The 17,662-nt window shown below is 72.4% G+C and carries 9 protein-coding genes; 2 read left to right on the forward strand and 7 right to left on the reverse strand.

The window, feature by feature from the left end:
• Window positions 1-120: 120 nt before the first annotated feature.
• Window positions 121-2,586, reverse strand: a complete 2,466-nt coding sequence (locus ABEA10_RS15105) for a glycoside hydrolase family 3 C-terminal domain-containing protein (protein WP_345463570.1) — start codon at window positions 2,584-2,586, stop codon at window positions 121-123.
• A 234-nt stretch (window positions 2,587-2,820) separates the two neighbouring features.
• Between ABEA10_RS15105 and ABEA10_RS15110 the strand changes: the two genes are divergently transcribed.
• Window positions 2,821-4,503: a glycoside hydrolase family 99 protein gene (locus ABEA10_RS15110; protein WP_345463573.1), complete on the forward strand. Its 1,683-nt coding sequence runs from the start codon at window positions 2,821-2,823 to the stop codon at window positions 4,501-4,503.
• Between the two features lie 210 nt (window positions 4,504-4,713).
• Here ABEA10_RS15110 and ABEA10_RS15115 read toward each other — a convergent pair whose 3' ends face one another.
• Entirely contained in the window at window positions 4,714-7,872 is a 3,159-nt protein-coding gene (locus tag ABEA10_RS15115; RefSeq protein WP_345463576.1) for an NACHT domain-containing protein, read from the reverse strand.
• 34 nt (window positions 7,873-7,906) lie between these two features.
• On the reverse strand, window positions 7,907-11,914 hold the full coding sequence (gene eccCa, locus ABEA10_RS15120) for a type VII secretion protein EccCa (protein WP_345463579.1): 4,008 nt from the start codon (window positions 11,912-11,914) through the stop codon (window positions 7,907-7,909).
• A 123-nt stretch (window positions 11,915-12,037) separates the two neighbouring features.
• Here eccCa and ABEA10_RS15125 point away from each other — a divergent pair, with 123 nt between their 5' ends.
• Entirely contained in the window at window positions 12,038-13,396 is a 1,359-nt protein-coding gene (locus ABEA10_RS15125; RefSeq protein ID WP_345463581.1) for an EsaB/YukD family protein, read from the forward strand.
• Here ABEA10_RS15125 and ABEA10_RS15130 read toward each other — a convergent pair.
• From ABEA10_RS15130 to ABEA10_RS15145, 4 genes are all read right to left on the reverse strand, one after another.
• Window positions 13,381-14,013 carry a DUF2238 domain-containing protein gene (locus ABEA10_RS15130; RefSeq protein WP_345463584.1) on the reverse strand — a complete coding sequence of 211 codons (633 nt, stop codon included), beginning with the start codon at window positions 14,011-14,013 and terminating at the stop codon, window positions 13,381-13,383. The genes ABEA10_RS15125 and ABEA10_RS15130 overlap by 16 nt on opposite strands.
• Before the next feature lie 164 nt (window positions 14,014-14,177).
• Window positions 14,178-15,275 carry an Hsp70 family protein gene (locus tag ABEA10_RS15135; RefSeq protein ID WP_345463587.1) on the reverse strand — a complete coding sequence of 366 codons (1,098 nt, stop codon included), beginning with the start codon at window positions 15,273-15,275 and terminating at the stop codon, window positions 14,178-14,180.
• On the reverse strand, window positions 15,275-15,982 hold the full coding sequence (locus tag ABEA10_RS15140; protein ID WP_345463590.1) for a response regulator: 708 nt from the start codon (window positions 15,980-15,982) through the stop codon (window positions 15,275-15,277). Before ABEA10_RS15140 ends, ABEA10_RS15135 begins: the two co-directional genes overlap by 1 nt.
• Complete coding sequence (locus ABEA10_RS15145; protein ID WP_345463593.1) at window positions 15,973-17,628, reverse strand: sensor histidine kinase; 1,656 nt, start codon at window positions 17,626-17,628, stop codon at window positions 15,973-15,975. Before ABEA10_RS15145 ends, ABEA10_RS15140 begins: the two co-directional genes overlap by 10 nt.
• Between the last annotated feature and the right edge of the window lie 34 nt (window positions 17,629-17,662).

The following is a 17,662-nucleotide window of genomic DNA, read 5'->3' on the forward strand; positions in this document are numbered from 1 at the left end:
ATTCGGAGTCGTCGTTTGGGTGATACCGGTCCCACCCATTCAGGGTTTACGGCCTGTGAGGCGGTAATCAACGGGCATGCGTCGATCTCCCGCGTGGCGGCCAGGCCCGAGTGGCCGTGCTTACCGGGGTCTCTCGGCGGTCGTGGTCCAGATGAAGGTGGCGGTGCCGGACGCGCCGGAGGAGTCACTCGCGGTCACGGTGACCGTGTGGGTGCCCCTGTGGTCGGCGCGGCCGGTGATCGTGCCCGACGGGGTGATGGACAGGCCCGCGGGCAGGCCCGACGCCGTGAAGGTGAGCTTCGCCGCCGCGGTGCTCACGGCGCCGATCCGCAGGGACACCGGGGCGCCCACCCGGCTGCTCATGCCGTGCGGGTTGGCGACGATCACCGAGCCGCTGCGGCTGGGGGTGCCGGACACGTTGCTCCGCAGCGTGCGCGTGACGTTCAGCGTGCCGCTCAACGGCAGGTGCCGCGAGGAGTCGCCGACGAGGATCCGGTACGCGCCGGGTGTCGTCGTCCATCCGCCGGTCGCGTCGGCCCAGTGCGCCAGGTCGTGCGGGGTCAGGGTGAAGCGGACGGTCCGGCTCTGGCCCGGTCGCAGCTCGACACGCTGGAAGCCCTTGAGCTGGTGCGGCGGCTCGCCGGTCGAGGCGGGCGCGCCGACGTACAGCTGGGCGACCTCGGCGCCGGCGCGGGCGCCGGTGTTGGTCACCGTGGCCGTCACCGTCGCGCCGTCCGGTTTGAGCGGGCCCACGTGCAGGTCACTGAAGGAGAACGTCGTGTACGACAAACCGTACCCGAAGGGGAACAGCGGCGTGATGTTCCGCGCGTCGTACCAGCGGTACCCCACGTTCAGCTTCTCGGAGTAGCGCACCTGGCCGCCGTTCCCCGGCCACTGGGCGATCGTGTGCGCGGGCACGTCGGCCAGGCGCGCCGGGAACGTCACCGGCAGCTTGCCGGACGGGCTGACGTCGCCGAACAGGATCGCGGCCAGCGCGTTGCCGACCTCCTGGCCGCCGTACCAGCCCTCGATCACCCCGGCGACCCGGCCCAGCCACGGCATGGTCACCGCCGACCCGGTGTGCAGCACCACGATCGTCTTCGGGTTGGCGGCGGCCACCGAGGAGATCAGCTGGTTCTGCCGGCCGGGCAGGTCGATCGAGGCGTTGTCGCCTCCCTCGCTCTGCGGGTACGTCGCGAAGACGATCGGCACGTCGACGGTCCTGGCCAGGGCGACGGCGCGGTCGATGCCGCCGAGGCCGTCGGCCGCCTCGTACCGCACGGTCGCACCGGAACCGGCCCGGTTCGTGATCCCGGTGAGCGGTGAGACGGTGCCGGAGGAGGTGACGCGGCCGCTGCCGCCGCCGACGCTCGCCACGCCCGCCCCGCCGTCGGTGCCGATCACCGCGATCTTCTTGGTGGTCGCGGTGGACAGCGGCAGCACGCCGGAGTTCTTGAGCAGGACGGTGCCCTCCTCGGCGACCCGCCGGGCGGTGGCCTTGTGCGCGCCGGTGGTGACGACCGCGCCGGTCGAGCCGGTCTTGGGGTCATCGAACAGGCCGAAGGCGAACATCTGGGTCAGCACGCGGCCGACCATGGTGTCGAGCGTCGCCGGGCTGACCTGCCCGAAGGCCACGGCCAGGCGGAGACCGGCGCCGAAGAAGGTCGCCCCGGGCATCTCCATCGTCATGCCGGCGTTCGCGGCGCGAGCCGCCGAGTGCAGCCCCCACCAGTCGGAGGTGACGAAGCCGCCGAAACCGGCCTGCCGGTAGAGGGCCGTGTCCAGCAGGTACGGGTGCTCGCAGGCGAACGTTCCGTTGACCACGCTGTACGCGCACATCACCGACGCCGTCGCGCCCTGGGTCACGGCCGCCTGGAAGCCGGGCAGGTAGATCTCCTGGAGCGTACGGGTGTCGACGACCGCGTTGTCGGCCGGCGTGTTCCGGTAGGTCTCCTGGTTGTAGACCGCGACGTGCTTGGCCTGGGCCATGACGCCCTGGCTCTGCACGCCCTCGATCTGCGCCACGGCCATCCGGCTCGTCAGGTACGGGTCCTCGCTGAAGCTCTCGAAGCCGCGGCCCCAGCGCGGGTCACGGTCGATGTTGAGCGTCGGGCCGAGCGCGACGTCCGCGCCCTTGCCCTTGAACTCGGCCCCGGCCACCACGCCGTACCGCCGTTCCAGCGCGGTGTCGAAGGTCGCGGCGCCGGCCACCGGCGCGGGCAGCTGGGTGACGCCGCCGAGGCCGTCGCCCGGCCCGCCGGGCCCGTCCTCCAGGCCGAGGGACGGGATGCACAGCGACGGGATCGCATTGATGTTCCCGACGTACGGCGAGGTGGCGCCGTTGCCGTGCAGCATCGAGATCTTCTGGTCCCGGGTCATCCGCGCCATCAGCTGCGCGACCCGCTGCGACACCGGCGCGGTGGAGCCCACCCACGGGCACGAGGGGGCTCCGCGGGTGCCGTGGGCCGCGTGGCTCGGGGGTGCGGCGGCGGCCGAGACGGCGACGAGCCCGGCGACGGTCACGAGGACCACGAGCACCGACCGCAGCGAATCGAGTGTGCGCCTGGCGGGACGTACGCGCGACATGGGGGCTCCTCGGCCGGCGGACGGTCACCGGCGCATCGAGCAGGACGGGGCGGGGCGGACGCTCCCAGCGATGAGAGCGCTTTCGGCGCAAGGGTGACTCCGATCACACGAGCCTGTCAAGGTTCGGTCTGACTCAGGATATGACCGCCGTTACACAGTAAATCTTGACAGGGCACTGCAAGAGATAGATAAATAACCGCAAAAATCAAACAAGCTTAGGGATCGGAGGAAGACATGGGCATCTCTCGCAGAAGGTTCCTGACGTCCGCGATGGCCGGTTCGGTCGTCGCCGCGGCCGGTGGGTCGCAGATCGTGTCGGCGGTGCGGAGCCCGGCGAGCGCGGCGAGCGGGCCCGGTGACGTCGTCGGCAAGATCACGGTGGGTTACCAGGGCTGGTTCGCCTGTCCCGGCGACGGCGCGCCGATCAACGGCTGGTGGCACTGGAGCCAGGACTGGGGACGCCCGCCCTCACCGGGCAACACCGCCATCAAGGCCTGGCCGGACATGCGGGAATTCGCCCACGGATACCAGACGGCGTACGCGAACCTCAACAACGGGCAGCCGGCGACGCTGTTCTCCTCCTACGACCAGCAGACCGTGGACACGCACTTCGCCTGGATGCGCGACAACGGCTGCGACACGGCCGCGCTCCAGCGCTTCAACCCGACCGGCGGCGAGGGCCCCACGCGCGACGCCATGGCGGCGAAGGTGCGCTCGGCCGCCGAATCGACCGGCCGGAAGTTCTACATCATGTACGACGTCTCCGGCTGGACGAGCATGCAGTCGGAGATCAAGGCCGACTGGACGAACAAGATGAAGGCGCACACGGCCTCCTCCGCGTACGCCCGCCAGAACGGCAGGCCGGTCGTGGGCGTCTGGGGCTTCGGCTTCGCCGACGACAACCACCCGTGGAGCGCCGCGGCCTGCCTGGACGTGGTCGACTGGTTCAAGGGCCAGGGCTGCTACGTCATGGGCGGCGTGCCGACGAACTGGCGGACCGGGGTGAGCGACTCGCGCGCCGGCTACCTCGACGTCTACCACGCCTTCGACATGATCTCGCCGTGGATGGTCGGCCGGATCGGCACCGCCGCCGACTCCGACCGCTTCTACACCGGCTTCACCGTGCCGGACCAGGCCGACTGCGACGCCCACGGCATCGACTACCAGCCGTGCGTGCTGCCCGGCGACGTGTCGGCGCGCCAGCGGGCGCACGGCGACTTCATGTGGCGCCAGTTCTACAACATGGTGCGGGCGGGCGTGCAGGGCATCTACATCTCGATGTTCGATGAGTTCAACGAGGGCAACCAGATCGCCAAGACCGCGGAGACCGCCGCCACGGTCCCGTCCGGGTCCGGCCTGTGGGCGCTGGACGAGGACGGTACGGCCTGCTCGTCGGACTACTACCTGCGCCTGACCGCCGACGGCGGCCGCATGCTCAAGGGACGGCTCGCGCTCACCCCGACCCGGCCGACGCGACCGGTGGTGTCCGGCGGCGGGAGCGGAAACCCGAACCTCGCGGCGGGCCGGGCCACGGCCGAGAGCAGCCACACGCAGAGCTACGGGTCGGGCAACGCGGTGGACGGCGACCCGGGCAGCTACTGGGAGAGCGCGAACAACGCGCTGCCGCAGTGGGTGCAGGTGGACCTGGGCACCGCGACGAGCGTCGGCCGTGTCGTGCTCCGGCTGCCGCCGTCGTGGGGCGCGCGCACCCAGACGCTGTCGGTCCAGGGCGGTACCGACGGCTCCTCGTTCACCACGCTGAGCGGCTCCGCCGGCCACGTCTTCGACCCGTCGTCGGGCAACGTGGTGACGATCACCTTTCCGTCCTCCAGCGTCCGGTACGTCCGCGTGAACGTCACCGCCAACACCGGCTGGCCGGCCGCCCAGGTCGCCGAACTGGAGGTGTACGCGACCTGAGCCTTCGCCGGCCCGGGCCGGTCAGCGTCCGGACTCACCGGCGGAGCGGATCGCCGGGCCGGTGCGCGGGCGTCAGCCCGGAGGGCGTGCGGCTCGGTGTGCGGCCGGGCGATGACGTCGGTGGTGCCGGCGACGCCGACGATCACACCGGTGCCGGTGCCCGCGACGGCCGCCGCCCCGACCGTGCCGTCCGGGCGCCGCGCTTCGGTGTCAGTCACTCGCGATGACGATCGCCTCGGCCGCGTCGGAGCGGCCCGTACGCCGCCGTTCGAGCCAGGTGACGCCCGCCGCGATGTGCCGGAACGAGTCGCCCAGACCGGTTCTCCGCCGGATGTCGGCCTCGACGGCGAGACAGAGCGCGCCGAGCCGTATCGCGGTGGCCGTCGTGTCGGTGAGGTCGTCGCTCCGGTCGAAGACCGGGCCGGCCACGCCTTCGAGGGTCTTGGCCGTCTCCGCCGCCCACAGCGTCGACGGCAGGAGGTTCGGCGCCTTCAGCAGAACGCTCTGGATCTCCGCGACGGCGTCCGTGACCAACCGGTGGCATCCGTCGGGCGACACCGTGAAGCCGGTGCCGCCGACGCGCGCGGTGTCGGCGAACCGCTCCGCGAAGCCGTCGACGACGGCCTGCGGGCGCTGGTGGTCGTCCCGCAGAGTGCGCGAGAGGCTGAGGGAGAGCGCACGGCCGATCGCGAGATCGTGCACGCGCTCGTGCGCGCTCGCGAGATCGCCGGTGCCGGCTCGCTGTCTCGCGCGCGCGGACCTGCGCCGGTCGCGTTCGAGATCGTGCCGGAGGGCGAGCAGCGCGCCGCGGATGCGCGCCAGGTCGCCCGCGTGCGGGGACTCTCCCGCCTGCGCGAGTTCGAGGCCGGTCGTGAGGTCGGACACCAGGTCCCAGGCCAGTTCACGGACGAACTCCGCGATGGTCCGGGGCATCTCCGCGCTCAGCTGGTCGACGACCTCCCGGACCCTCGCGTTGTCGCGGTTCAGGCCGAACTCCAGGTTGAGACCGATGTCGAAGGCGCCGACGAGGTTGTTGGCCAACGCCGCGTTGAGGGCGGTCGCCAGGTCCGTGAGCTGGGCCAGGGTCCGGTCGAGACCGGGGTCGGAGGCGGTGTCGAGCAGGCGGAGAAGAACGCCGACGGCCGACTTCGCGCGCACCAGGAAGATCGCGATCAGGGCCGGCGTCTGACGGCGGAGATCCGCGACGACGTCGTCCCGGAGCAGGTCGCCCTCCACGCAGCCCGGATGGGGTGTTCCCTCCGGTATCCAGAGCGCCGGGCTCGCCCCGCGATCGGCGGGCTGGGTCCAGTAGCAGACGCCGGGACGGCGGATGATCCGCTGCACTCTGCGGTCCTCCAGCTCCGCCGACGTGGGCAGGCGGTGGAACAGCTCACCGCCGAGCAGCTCGTTCACCCAGGTGACGAACGCGGCCGCGTCGCTCGCGCGGGTGCCCAGCGCGATCTCGCGGCCGGGTCGGGGCGTCACCGCGTCGTCCGGCCGCCGCTTCCGCTGCGCGTCCCGGAGGAAGAGCTCATAGATCTCCCAGTTGACGGGCAGGGCGCAGATGCGGCTTCCGTTGGAGGCGTACACGAGCTGGTGGAGGTGGCGCGCCACCAGAACGCTGGCGACGAGCCGGTTGTGCTGCACGCTGTCCGAGTCGGCCTGCTCCAGCACGTGGTTCAGCTCATCCTGAAGCTCGGGGGCGAGTTCGCCCGCGTCGTCGGCACAGTAGAAGGCCAGGGCGAGCGCGGCCGGGCTGCGGGACCGAAGACACGCCTCGACGATGGGGCCGGGGTCGCTACGAGCGGCGTAGAGAAGCGTGCATTCGCGCCACCAGTCGTCGTCCACCGCGTCGACCAGCACCGAGACGAGCCCCTTGTCCTTCAGGCGCGCCGCGGCCAGGTATTCCTGGAAGGTGAAGTGGGTGAAGGCGTAGACGCCGTTCTCCCGCTCGATGACCAGGCCGTTCATGCTGACGTCGTCCAGGAACGACTCCGCGGACAGCTCCTGGGATACGCGCCGTACCGCGGGCCTGAGGATGGCGACGCACTCGGCCCTGGTCAGATCGCGTACGCGACGCTTCATCATCTCCAGGGCCAGCACCCGCAGCAGCATCTCCTTCTGGTCGCCGCGGGGCTCGACCGCCAGCTTCTTGGCCTCCAGCCTCCGGTAGAGCATCACCTGGCAGATCTCGCTGTACAGGTCGAACCGCCGGCCCGGCAGGGACCCGCGGAAGCGATGCACGTTGGCGATCATCGTCAGCAGCAGCGGGTTCGCGGTCAGCTCGTACAGCCCGGGTGACTCCCGCAGCCGCCGGCGGAGGTCTTCCGCGCCCTCCTCGGCCGAGCGCGCCAGGAGTTCGTCGTTCTGCCCGGCGGACGCCTGGCGTTCGATGGTGGCGTACCACGAACTGATGAACCGGGACATCTGCTCGTCGGTGAACCGCCGCGTCTGCAGGACGGTGGCGCCCTCGATCGGCGTGGCCTCATAGCCGCGGGGCCGCGACGTGATGACGTAGTCGTTCTCCGGATACTCCCGGATCTGGAGCTCGATCCAGTCGGCGACCCGCCGGCGGTCCGCCTCGGAGGCGACCTCGTCGAGACCGTCCAGCAGCACGAGGCAGTTTCCGTCGCGGATCTGCCGTTCGAACCAGCCGGACGGCTCGTCGGGGCCGAGCCGGCCGAGCGTGTCGTGCACGACCTTGTCCAGCGCGATCCGCGGTGTGGTGTTGATCGTGTGGATGTGGTCGCGCAGGTACAGCAGGATCGGGACCGTCCGTCGCCGGCCCCTGCGGTGCTGGCAGATCCGGCGCGCGGTGTACCGCAGCAGCGTGGTCTTCCCGCTGCCGGGCGCCCCGACGACCGCGATGACGGCCGGAGTCACCCGGTCGAGGAAGTCGGTGATGGAGCGGCGTTCGGTCGACTCGGAGGCGGCGTCGGCCAGCAGGTCGCCGCGTATCTGGTTCGGCGCCCTGACGGCCAGGCTCACGTCGATGTACACGTCGTCGAGGTCGGGCGTGTAGAACCCGGGCGTCGACAGCCCCTTCTGGTCGATCTTCTGCAGGTTCTGCGCGAGATGGTGGAGGTACTTGCCCTTGAACCGTGTGAGCCTGATGCCCAGCGCCCGGTCGGCGCCCTCGATCCACGACGCGCGCCGGCGCTGGACCAGGTCCCGGACCATGCCGGCGACGAACCGTCCGACCGTGACCACCGCCCAGTACGCGATGACCGAGAGAACGGCGATCACCGGATGCTCGCGGACGAGACCGTGCGCCAGCGCGGCCACGGCCGACGGAGGGAGCAGCAGCGTCACGAGCCACGCCAGCTTCGGCAGGCCGGACCAGAGGTTGCCGTCTTCCTTGCCGGGCATCGATGTGAGTCTCTCCCTGGAGGCCATGTCCGGGCTACACGTCGGTGGGCGTCTCGAGGGCGCGGCCGACGCCGCCCGGCTCCCCACCGCCGTACAGGGCGGTCTGGACGACGCGGGACCCCGACCGCCGATCGGTGAGAACGCCCCGGCCCTGGGGGAACGGACGGGGTCTGACGCCGGCGAGAACGCCCTCGTCCCTGCCGCCTGACATGATCAGCGCGGGTGACGCCATATCGGTGACGCGCTGGATGATCGGGTCGAACATGCCCCGGCCCGCGCCCCCGATGCCGCGCGCCACGATGACGTGCAGGCCGACGTCACGCGCGGTGGAGACGAACTCCGCCAGCGGCAGCAGCGGGTTGCCCGAGGGCGCGGCCACGAGCTCGTAGTCGTCGGCGAGCACGAACACCTCCGGCCCCTTCCACCATGACCGGGCCCGCAGCTGCTGCGGCGTGACGTCCGCCGACGGCAGCCGCCGGGCCAGCGAGTCGCGTACGTCCCGCACGAGCCTCTCCGCCGCCGACACCGACGCCGCGTAGCCGATGCGGTGCTCGCTCTCGGTCGCCTGCAGCAGGCTCTGGCGGTAGTCGAAGACGACGAACCGGGCCTCGTCCGGGGTGTACCGCTCGGTGAGCGCGCTCGCGATCTGCCGCAGGAGATTCGACTTGCCGCATTCGCTCTCGCCGATGACCAGGAAGTGCGGCGCGGCGTCGAAGTCCAGCAGCACCGGCGCCAGCGCATCCTCGTCGATGCCGATCGGCACCCGCCGCCCGGTCTCCTCCGCCGCCGGAAGCGCGGACGACGGGAGCACCGCCGGCAGCATCCGGACCTGCGGCGCGGCCGGGCCCGTCCACGACTCGCTCACCGCGTCGGCCAGCCGCCGCACGCCGTCGGCGAGGTCGTCGGTGCCGGACACGCCGTCGATCCGCGGAAGCGCGGCGAGGAAGTGCAGGCCGTCCGGGGTGATCCCCCGCCCCGGCCGTCTCTCCGGGACGTTGGCCGCCGCCTTCCGGTCGAACGCGGAGTCGGCCGGGTCGCCGAGCCTGAGCTCCAGGCGGGAACCGAACATGTCGCGGATGCTCGCCCGGAAGTCGTACCACCGGTTCGCGGAGGCCACGACATGGACGCCGTAGGCCAAGCCGCGTGTCGCCAGGTCGGTGATGACCGTCTCCGCCTGCTCGAAGTCCTGGCGCACGCCGAGCCAGTTGTCGACCACGAGGAACACGTCGGCGAGCCCCGAGCCGTGCGCCCGCCGGTACGCCTCGACGCCGTCGACGCCCTGCTCGGCGAACCGGCGTTCCCGCTCGGCGAGGATGGCGGCGACCTCGGCGAGCGTACGGTGGACGCGGTCGGGATCCAGCCGGTCCGCCACGCCGCCGACGTGCGGCAGCGCCCTGAGGCCGCCGAGAGCGCCGCCACCGAGGTCGAGGCAGTAGATCCACACCTCCTGCGGCGTGTGGGTCAGCGCCAGTGAGGCGATCAGCGTCCGCAGCACCGTCGACTTCCCGCTCTGCGGCGCGCCGACCACGGCGACGTGCCCGGTGGAGCCGGACAGCCCCAGCCACAGCGTCTCGCGGCGCTGGTCGGACGGCCGGTCGACGGCGGCGACCGCGGCGTTCAGCCGGCCGCGCCCCTCCCAGTCCGCCGTGGTCAGGCCGAGGTCCGGTGTGGTGCGCAGAGGAGGCAGGAGCCGGTCGAGCGTCGGGGACTCTTCGAGCGGCGGCAGCCAGATCCGGTGTGCCGGCGGACCCTGGCCGGCGAGCCGTTCGACGACGACGTCGAGCACGCTTCGCTCGTCTTCCTCGTCGTCCCGCACCGTCGGCGGGCCCGGAGTCTCGGTGGCCTCCGGGTCGACGCGGCCGGTCACGAACGGCACGACCTGGGCGGCCCGCGCGTCGTCGCGGCCCTGCCGCGCGTACGGGCCGGGGGCCCCGGACCGGCCCGGTTCGTACGCTCCGGAGACGCTCGCCGCCATGAAGCGGACCATCGAGTCGTTGTTGATCTTCAGGTATCCGTTGCCGGGGGCCCGTGGGAGCTCGTACGCGTCGGGGACGCCGAGGACGGCCCGTGACTCCGAGGCCGAGAAGGTGCGCAGGCCGATGCGGTACGACAGGTAGGTCTCCAGGCCGCGGAGCTTGCCCTCCTCCAGGCGGTGCGAGGCGAGCAGGAGGTGCACGCCGACCGACCGGCCCAGCCGGCCGATCATCACGAAGAGGTCGATGAAATCGGGTTTGGCCGACAGCAGCTCGGAGAACTCGTCCAGCACCACGAACAGCGTGGGCATCGGCGGGATCTGGGCGCCGCGCTCGCGCGCGGCCTCGTAGTCGCGCAGCGAGGCGTGGTTACCGGCCGTCCGCAGGAGCTCCTGCCGCCGCACCATCTCGCCGTGCAGTGCGTCGTACAGGCGGTCGACCAGCGGCAGCTCGTCCTCCAGGTCGGTGATGAGCGCCGCGACGTGCTGGAGACCGTCGAGGCCGAGGAAGGTCGCGGCGCCCTTGAAGTCGACGAGAACGAAGTTGACGACCTCCGGGGAGTGCGTCATCGCCAGGCCGAGGACCAGGGTGCGCAGCAGCGAGGACTTCCCCGAACCGGTCGCCCCGATGAGGAGGCCGTGCGGGCCGTCACCGCCCTCGGCGGACGCCTTGATGTCGAGCTCGACCGGGCGGCCGTCGGTGTCGACGCCGATGGGCACCCGCAGGCGGTCGCGGTGCGCCCGCTGCCTCCAGAGGACCTCCGGGTCGGCGCCGCGGGCGTCCGGCACGCCGAGCAGCGACGGCAGCGCCATGCTCGCGGCGGTGTAGTCCTCGCCCGGCGTGCGCACCGGGCTGATGCGCAACGGCGCGAGCTGGCGGGCCAGGGCCTCGGCCTGGGGAAAGCCGACGTGGTCGGGTGTCCACACCGGCTCGCCGGCCGGGTGATCGCGCACGCGCACCTGGTCGTAGGAGACCTCCAGCGACAGGGTCGTGTCGTCCGGCCACCCGCTCGTCGCTCCGCTCGTCGCGCCGCCGACGTCGATGACGCACACTCCGGCGAGGCCCTCGGCGCCGAGGGAGGAGTCCGGCGTGACGACGCCACCGTCCAGGATGACGACGTGGAACGGCGCCTGGAACGGGTCGCCGTGCCGGCTTCTGCGCGGGCGGTAGCCGAGATCGAGGAGATTCTCCAGCTCGGTGAGATCGTCGGCGAAGAGCCGGGTGGGCCCGGCGGCGTCGCGGGCGGTCGGATGCGACGCGTGCGGAAGCCATTTGATCCATTCCCAGTAGGGGACCCGGTCCGTCGACGCGCAGACGGATATCCGCAGATCCTCGGGAGCGTGGAATGCGGCGAGCTGCATGATCGCCGCGCGAAGCATGCCGCAAACGGCGTCTCTTTCTCCGGACAGGACAATGCGGCCGAACGCCTGAAGAGCGATTCCCACCGGGGCGTCCGGCAGAATGGAATGGCTGGCGAGGAGACGGCGAAGGGCTTCCGCGCTGACCGGTTCGAGATCATCGACCGGCGGCGTCTCCGGCCGGACGAGCTCTGCCGCGAGTTGCTGCGGGCCGGTGCCGAAACGGGCGACGCCGAAATCGGAATCGTCCGGACGCCTCTCCCAGAGCCTTGAGCTCGTGACGAGCGACCACAGGCGTTCGGGGGCCGGATGCATCCAGGTCAGCGCGGCGCGCTGGTCCCGGGCGATCCTGCTGAGCCTCGTGTGTATTTGCCGCAGGTAGCGCAGATAGTCGCGCCGGGCGGCCGCGGGACGCATGCTCGCCGACGGCTCGTGGGCGCTCTTGCGGCCCAGCTGACCCGCGACGGCCATCATCACCGTCAGCGCCAGGACGAGGATCGCGATCTTCAGCAGGCGGTCGGCCCGGTCGTCGATCAGGACCAGGACCATCGTGGCGCAGCCACCGGCCAGCGCGAGATACGTCAGCGTGTTGTGAAAGCCCGTATCCGTGGTTCGCGGGAGTTCGGGAGGCGCCTCGATGACGATCTCGGCGCGCGGCATGGTGGGAGGAACTCTGCGCGCCTTGCGCCGGACGAGGACGGTGCTCGGCAAGCCACCACTCCCGATGCGTTGGATTCTCGAGTCAACTTCCGCCAGTCTAGGAACAGACCGCCCCGGGTCGCATCAGTTCGGCGATCCTGCTCGGCGACGGTAATACGGCAATGCGAGGCCCTGGTGAATCTTGCGGAAGACGAGGAGCTGTGCCGGGTCACGGTCGAAGGACCCCAGCGCCGGGTCGACATGGCCCTTCCGGTCGACGTGCCGTTCGCCGATCTCCTTCCGGTGATCCTGAGTTACTCGGGCCGGGACCTGGCCGAGGTGGGGCTCGAACACGACGGCTGGGTCCTGCAGCGGCTGGACGAGACCGCCATCGACGCGAGCATGACGCCGGCACAGGTCAGCCTCACCCACGGCGATGTGCTCTACCTGCGCCCGGCGATGCGGCAGCTCCCCGAGTTCTCCGTCGGCGAGGCCGGCGCGCCCGAGGGCGCCGACTCCGGCTCGGCGGAGGGCCTCTCCACCCTCACGGTGAGCGTGACGGGCGGCGTGCCCGCCGCCGCGGTGGCGGTTCTGCTGCTCGGCGGATTCCCCTGGATCGCGGCGACGGCCGTCGCCGGTGCGCTCGCCCTCGTGTTCCTCGGCCTGGGCGCGGTCGCGGCGCGCCGGCCGTGGGCGTCCGGCATCGGCCTCGCCTGCCGCCTCGGCGCTCTTCCTCTGGCGCTCCTGTCCGGCCTCCACACCACCGACCTCGCCCACCTCGACCTGCCTCACGCCCTGACGGGCCTGGGCGCGCTCGCCTCGGCGGCCCTGGCCGGCGCGGTGCTCGCCGACGGCGCGGTGCCGGTGTTCTCCGCGGTGGCCGGCGTAGCGCTGGCCGGTACGGCCGCCACCGGTCTGGCCCTCATCGTGCCCGAGCTGTCGGTCGCCGCCGCCGTGGCCCTCGTCACCACCGTCGTGCCGGCGGTCCAGCGGACCGTCCAGTGGACCACGCGGCGGATCAGGGCCAGGACACCGCACGTGCCCATGCAGCTGGAAGAGGCGCCGCCCGAGCCGCGGGGCGCGTGGTCGTACCGCGCGGAAGGCGTGGTGACCGGGTTGGCGCTGTCGACCGGCGTCACCGGTGCCCTCGCCGTGGGGATCCTGGCCTTCTCCGGCGGCGGGTTCGCCTGGGCGGTGGGCGCGGCGCTCCCCTTGGTCCTTCTCATCCGCGCACGCGACACCCGGAGCGACCTCACAGGTCACACGCTGGTGCTGTCCGGCACGGCGGGCCTCGCGCTGCTCCTGATCGGCCTGTCCCGCGCGTCCTTGCCTCTCGCCGCGGTGCTGCTGGCCGTGCTGATCGCCGGAGCGGCCACGTTCGTCGCCGTGTGCCTCTGGCGCAGCCGCCGGCCGCGGGAGCCGTACCCGTCCGTGATCCGCCGGCCCGCCCCCTGGAGCCGGACCCTGGGCGTCACGGAGGCGACGCTGATGCTCGCGAGCGTCCTCCTGGCAGTGGCGCTGGCGGGCGTCTTCGCCGGTCACGGCGGGCTGTAGTCCTCCCGCGCGTCCCCGGCGCCATGCGCCGGCGCGGGACGGGCCGGGCCGAGCACGGCGACGAGCACTCCGGCGACCGTCGCGCCGGACAGGCCCAGCACCTCGTCGCCGATCGTGTCGCGGTAGATGCCGATCACCTCGTCGGTGTTCATGATGAACGTCGCGTACTCGGCCAGCTCCCACAGGATCGCCGCGATCGCGCCGAGACCGGCGCAGGAGAACGCCAGCATCCACCGCGGCAGCGCCGGACCCCGCCGCAGCGCGGCGCCGAACGCGGCGCTCACCAGGGTCCAGTTGGCGAAGTGGCAGAAGTCGTCGAACCAGGTGAGGGTGTCGTAGAGGTTCGCGGCGTTGCCCGCGACGTCGATGACGAACGGGGCGACGACCAGCGCGTCCACGTCCCAGGGGTACCGGGCCGACCCGCGCAGGCGGCGGGCGATCGACCAGACGACGGGGACGAGCACCGCCGCGATGGGGTAGGTCATCGCGCGGATGCCCATGGCCTTGTCCGCGAAGCGGTCCCAGTGCGGGTGCGCGAGCGCGAACAGCAGCAGCCCCGCCAGCGCCGCCTTCATCGCGAGGGACAGGGCGGCCCACCACGTCGTCGCACGGTTCACAGCCGCCATTATCCGGTCGGCCGCCGGGCGGTCCCCGATCCTCGGAGAAGTTCCCCGCCGCGGTCCGCGGTGCCGACGGCCAGGCGGCGCTCCACGCGGTGCCGGCGGTCAGGTCACGAGCCGCACGGTGCCGATGGCCAGGCCACGGACCGCCGCATCGGCGGTCAGGTCACGAGCCGCGCGATTCCGGTGGTCAGGGCGCGGGCCGCGGTGCCGGTGGTCAGGGCGCGGGCCGCGATGGCGGCGCCGAGGGCGACCGCCTGGTCCGGGTCGACGGTCGTGTCCGCCACGCCGCCGAGCCGGCGTTCGATCATCCGCCGCACCATCGGCATCCGCGTCGACCCGCCGACGAGCAGGATGCGGTCGATCCGCGACCAGCCCACGCCCGCCCGGCCGAGGACGTCGTCGGCGACGTCCGCGGTCCGCTGCAGGAGGTCCCGCGTCATCTGCTCGAACCGCTCGCGGCTGACCTCGACGGTGTAGCTCCGGTCGGGGCCGCCGAGGAACAGCCGTGTCTGGAACGCGCGGCTGAGCGCGTGCTTGGCCTGCTCGCACCGCTCCCGCAGCTCGGCCTGGCGGCAGCCGCCGTCGAGCAGCTCGGGCCCGGCCAGTTTCCGCACCTCCGAGGCCACGTGCTCCATGAGCCGGCCGTCGAAGTCGAAGCCGCCGAGCCGGCGGTCGCCGCCGGTCGCGACGACCCGGGTCTCCTCATCGCCGACGGTCATCACGGTCACCTCGAGCGTCCCGCCGCCGAGGTCGTACACCATCACCGTGCCCGGCGTGACCCTGAACGCCAGGCCGGCCGCGACGGGCCCGTCGACCAGCCCGGCCACGGTGAGGCCGGCCGCCTCGGCCGCGCTCCGCAGTGCCCGCCGGCCGGCGTCTCCGGCGCGGGCGGGCACGGCCAGGACGAGGCCGCCGGCCGGTTCGCCGAGCGCCGCCGCGGCGTCCTCGGCGAGCCGTCGCAGGATCAGGCCCTGGATCTCCGCGGCGCCGCGCACGCCGCCGTGGGAGCCGGTGAACGTCCAGCCGGGGGCGTCGTCCCGCCGTTTGACCAGTTCGACGCAGTCGCCGGGGACGTTCTTCGTCGCGTGCTTGGCGGTCTTGCCGACCAGGGCCTCGCCCGCGCCGGCGAGGAGGACGACGGAGGGTGTGAGCAGGTCACCCTCGTGGTTCCACAGCAGCTCCGGCCGGCCGCCCGGCCGGGCCGCCGCGACGGCGGAGTACGTGGTCCCCAGGTCGATGCCGATCGCCGGTGCCATCACGCCTCCCGGTCCCGGGCCGTACGGGCGCCGGGCGGGCGCGCCCCCGCGCTGCGCAGCCAGGCCAGCACGGCTAGGACGCGTTTGTGGTCATCGGGCGACGCCGGGATGTCGAGGGTCTTGAACACCTCGCTGAGGTACGCCTCGACGGTCGGGACGGCCACCTTCATCCGCTCGGCGATGGCCTTGTTCGAACGGCCCTGGGCGAGCAGTTCCAACGCCTCGCGCTGCCGCGCCGTGAGCAGGGCGATGGGGTCCTGGACACGGCGGGTCCGCAGCATCTGCTCGGCCAGCGCACCGTCGATGACCGTCTCTCCGGCGGTGACGCGGGCGAGCGCGTCGACGATCGTCTGCGCGTCCTTGATGCGCTCCTTGCCGAGGTAGCCGATGTGCGTGCCGTCGCCGATGGCGGTGATGCGCCGCAGGTACGCGGGCGTCATGTGCACCGAGAACATCACGATGCCCAGCCGCGGATCGTCCGCGCGCAGCCGCTCGGCGGCGTGCAGCCCGTCGTCGTCCTGCGGGCGCCCGAGGTGCCCGCCGAAGTTGATGTCCACCAGCACCGCGTCGGGCCGGTGACCGCGGACCTGGACCAGCAGCTCGGCGGTCGTGGCGGCCTCGGCCACCACGTCGACGCCGAGGGCCTGGATGCTCTGCCGGTACAGGTCGCGGAGCATCGGCACGTCGTCCGCGACGATCACACGCACGGGATCCTCGCGATCACGTGCGTGCCCGCGCCGCGCGGGCTGCGGACGTGCAGGCGCCCGCCGTACGCCTCGATGCGGTCGCGCAGCCGGGCCAGCCCGGGCCCCTCGCCGTCGGCTCCGCCGACACCGTCGTCCTCGACCTCGGCGACGATGACACCGCCGGACCGCCGGACGTCCACCTGGACGTGGATCGTGCCGGCGTACTTGTGCGCGTTCGTCAGCGCCTCGCTGACGAAGAAGTAGACGGTCTTCTCCACCGTCGCCGGCAGGCGGTTCTCCGGGACGGTGAGGTGCACGATCAGGCCGAGGCCGTCGGCGGTCTCCTCGATCGCCGCCGCCAGGCCCGCGTGCGTCAGCGTGTGCGGGTAGACGCCGTGGGCGAGGTCGCGCAGCTCCCGCAGGGCACCCGCCACGAGCCGGTCGGCCGTCTCCACGAGCGCCGGAACCTGCCCGGGCCCGGCCTGTTCGATCTTGGACAGGGCCACGCGCAGCGCACACAGGTCCTTCTGCGCCCCGTCGTGCAGGTCGGCGACGATGAGCTGGCGCGCGTCGTAGTCGGCGGTCAGCAGGCGCCGCGACAGCATGAGGTTCTCCAGCGCCAGCTTGCTGATCGCCACCGCGGCCCCGGCCAGGTCGCCCTCTCCGGCCACGCCGGCGTCGACGACCAGTAAAGCCAGCCGCCGGCCGCCACGGCCGTGCACCGGGATGGTGCGGCGGTCGCGCGAGGAGGCCGCGACGTCGGCCGGTTCGCCGTCCACCGTCAGGTAGCCGCGATCGGCCTCGGACCAGACCAGCAGGTCCAGGCCGGGATCGCGCAGATTGTGCCGCAGCAGCTCCCGCAGCAGGTGCGTGGTCGGATACCGGGTGTCGAACACGGTCATCAGCGAGGACAGCCGGGTCAGCCGCCGCTGCGCGAACGACACCAGGAACGCGAGGGGCACGCCCAGCTCGGCCATGCCCTCGATGGCGAACACCTCTTCGTGCCGGCCGGCGAGCGAGGTGATGACGACCACGGCGCCCGAGGCCGCCGCCGCCAGAATGCCCGCGGTGGCCACCGGCAGCCGCACGGTGCGGTCATGCCGGCCGCCGACGCGCAGCCCCCGCAGCATGAACGCCAGGAAGCCGAGCGCGAGCAGCGCGCAGCCGACCGCCAGCGTGTACTCGAGGACGTCGTAGAGCCGCCGGTCCGGCCACAGGTTCGGCCACCAGGTCGCCGGCGTGGCATGGGGAATGCCGACCCACGCCGGCCGCGCGACACACGCCTCGATCGCCGGAAGGCCGAGCACCCAGACCGCCATGACCACCATGAAGCGGCGCCGGTGCCGTCCCAGCGACGGCGCGGGATAGCGCAGCAGCGCCCACGCGGTGAGGGTGATCGGCAGGTACTCGAAGACCTGCGCGTACAACGGGCCGGGGCCCGACGCCCACTCATCCGCCCATTCCAGTGGTCGGGTGACCCCCGACGCGATCAGGACGTACCCCGTGACCCGCTGTTCCGCATCCCCTGCCAGGAGCGCCCCCGCTCCGATGGCCCCAGCGGATACCAGCAGGTTGACCACGGTCGTGAGTGGGTGCCGGACCCAGAGCCCCCCCTCGGCCACCGCGGGGACGAGCACGGCTGCCACCAGCGCCGCCTGGACCGTCACCGATCTCCACCGCGGCGAGCCCGCCATCCAGGCC

Source organism: Actinoallomurus oryzae, assembly GCF_039541955.1.
Lineage (GTDB): Bacteria > Actinomycetota > Actinomycetes > Streptosporangiales > Streptosporangiaceae > Actinoallomurus > Actinoallomurus oryzae.

What these genes read in the sequence shown, in the direction of transcription:
- ABEA10_RS15105 (WP_345463570.1), bottom strand. Translation starts at nt 2,586, where the DNA reads ATGTCGCGCGTACGTCCCGCCAGGCGCACACTCGATTCGCTGCGGTCG.
- ABEA10_RS15110 (WP_345463573.1), top strand. Translation starts at nt 2,821, where the DNA reads ATGGGCATCTCTCGCAGAAGGTTCCTGACGTCCGCGATGGCCGGTTCG.
- ABEA10_RS15115 (WP_345463576.1), bottom strand. Translation starts at nt 7,872, where the DNA reads ATGCCCGGCAAGGAAGACGGCAACCTCTGGTCCGGCCTGCCGAAGCTG.
- ABEA10_RS15135 (WP_345463587.1), bottom strand. Translation starts at nt 15,275, where the DNA reads ATGGCACCGGCGATCGGCATCGACCTGGGGACCACGTACTCCGCCGTC.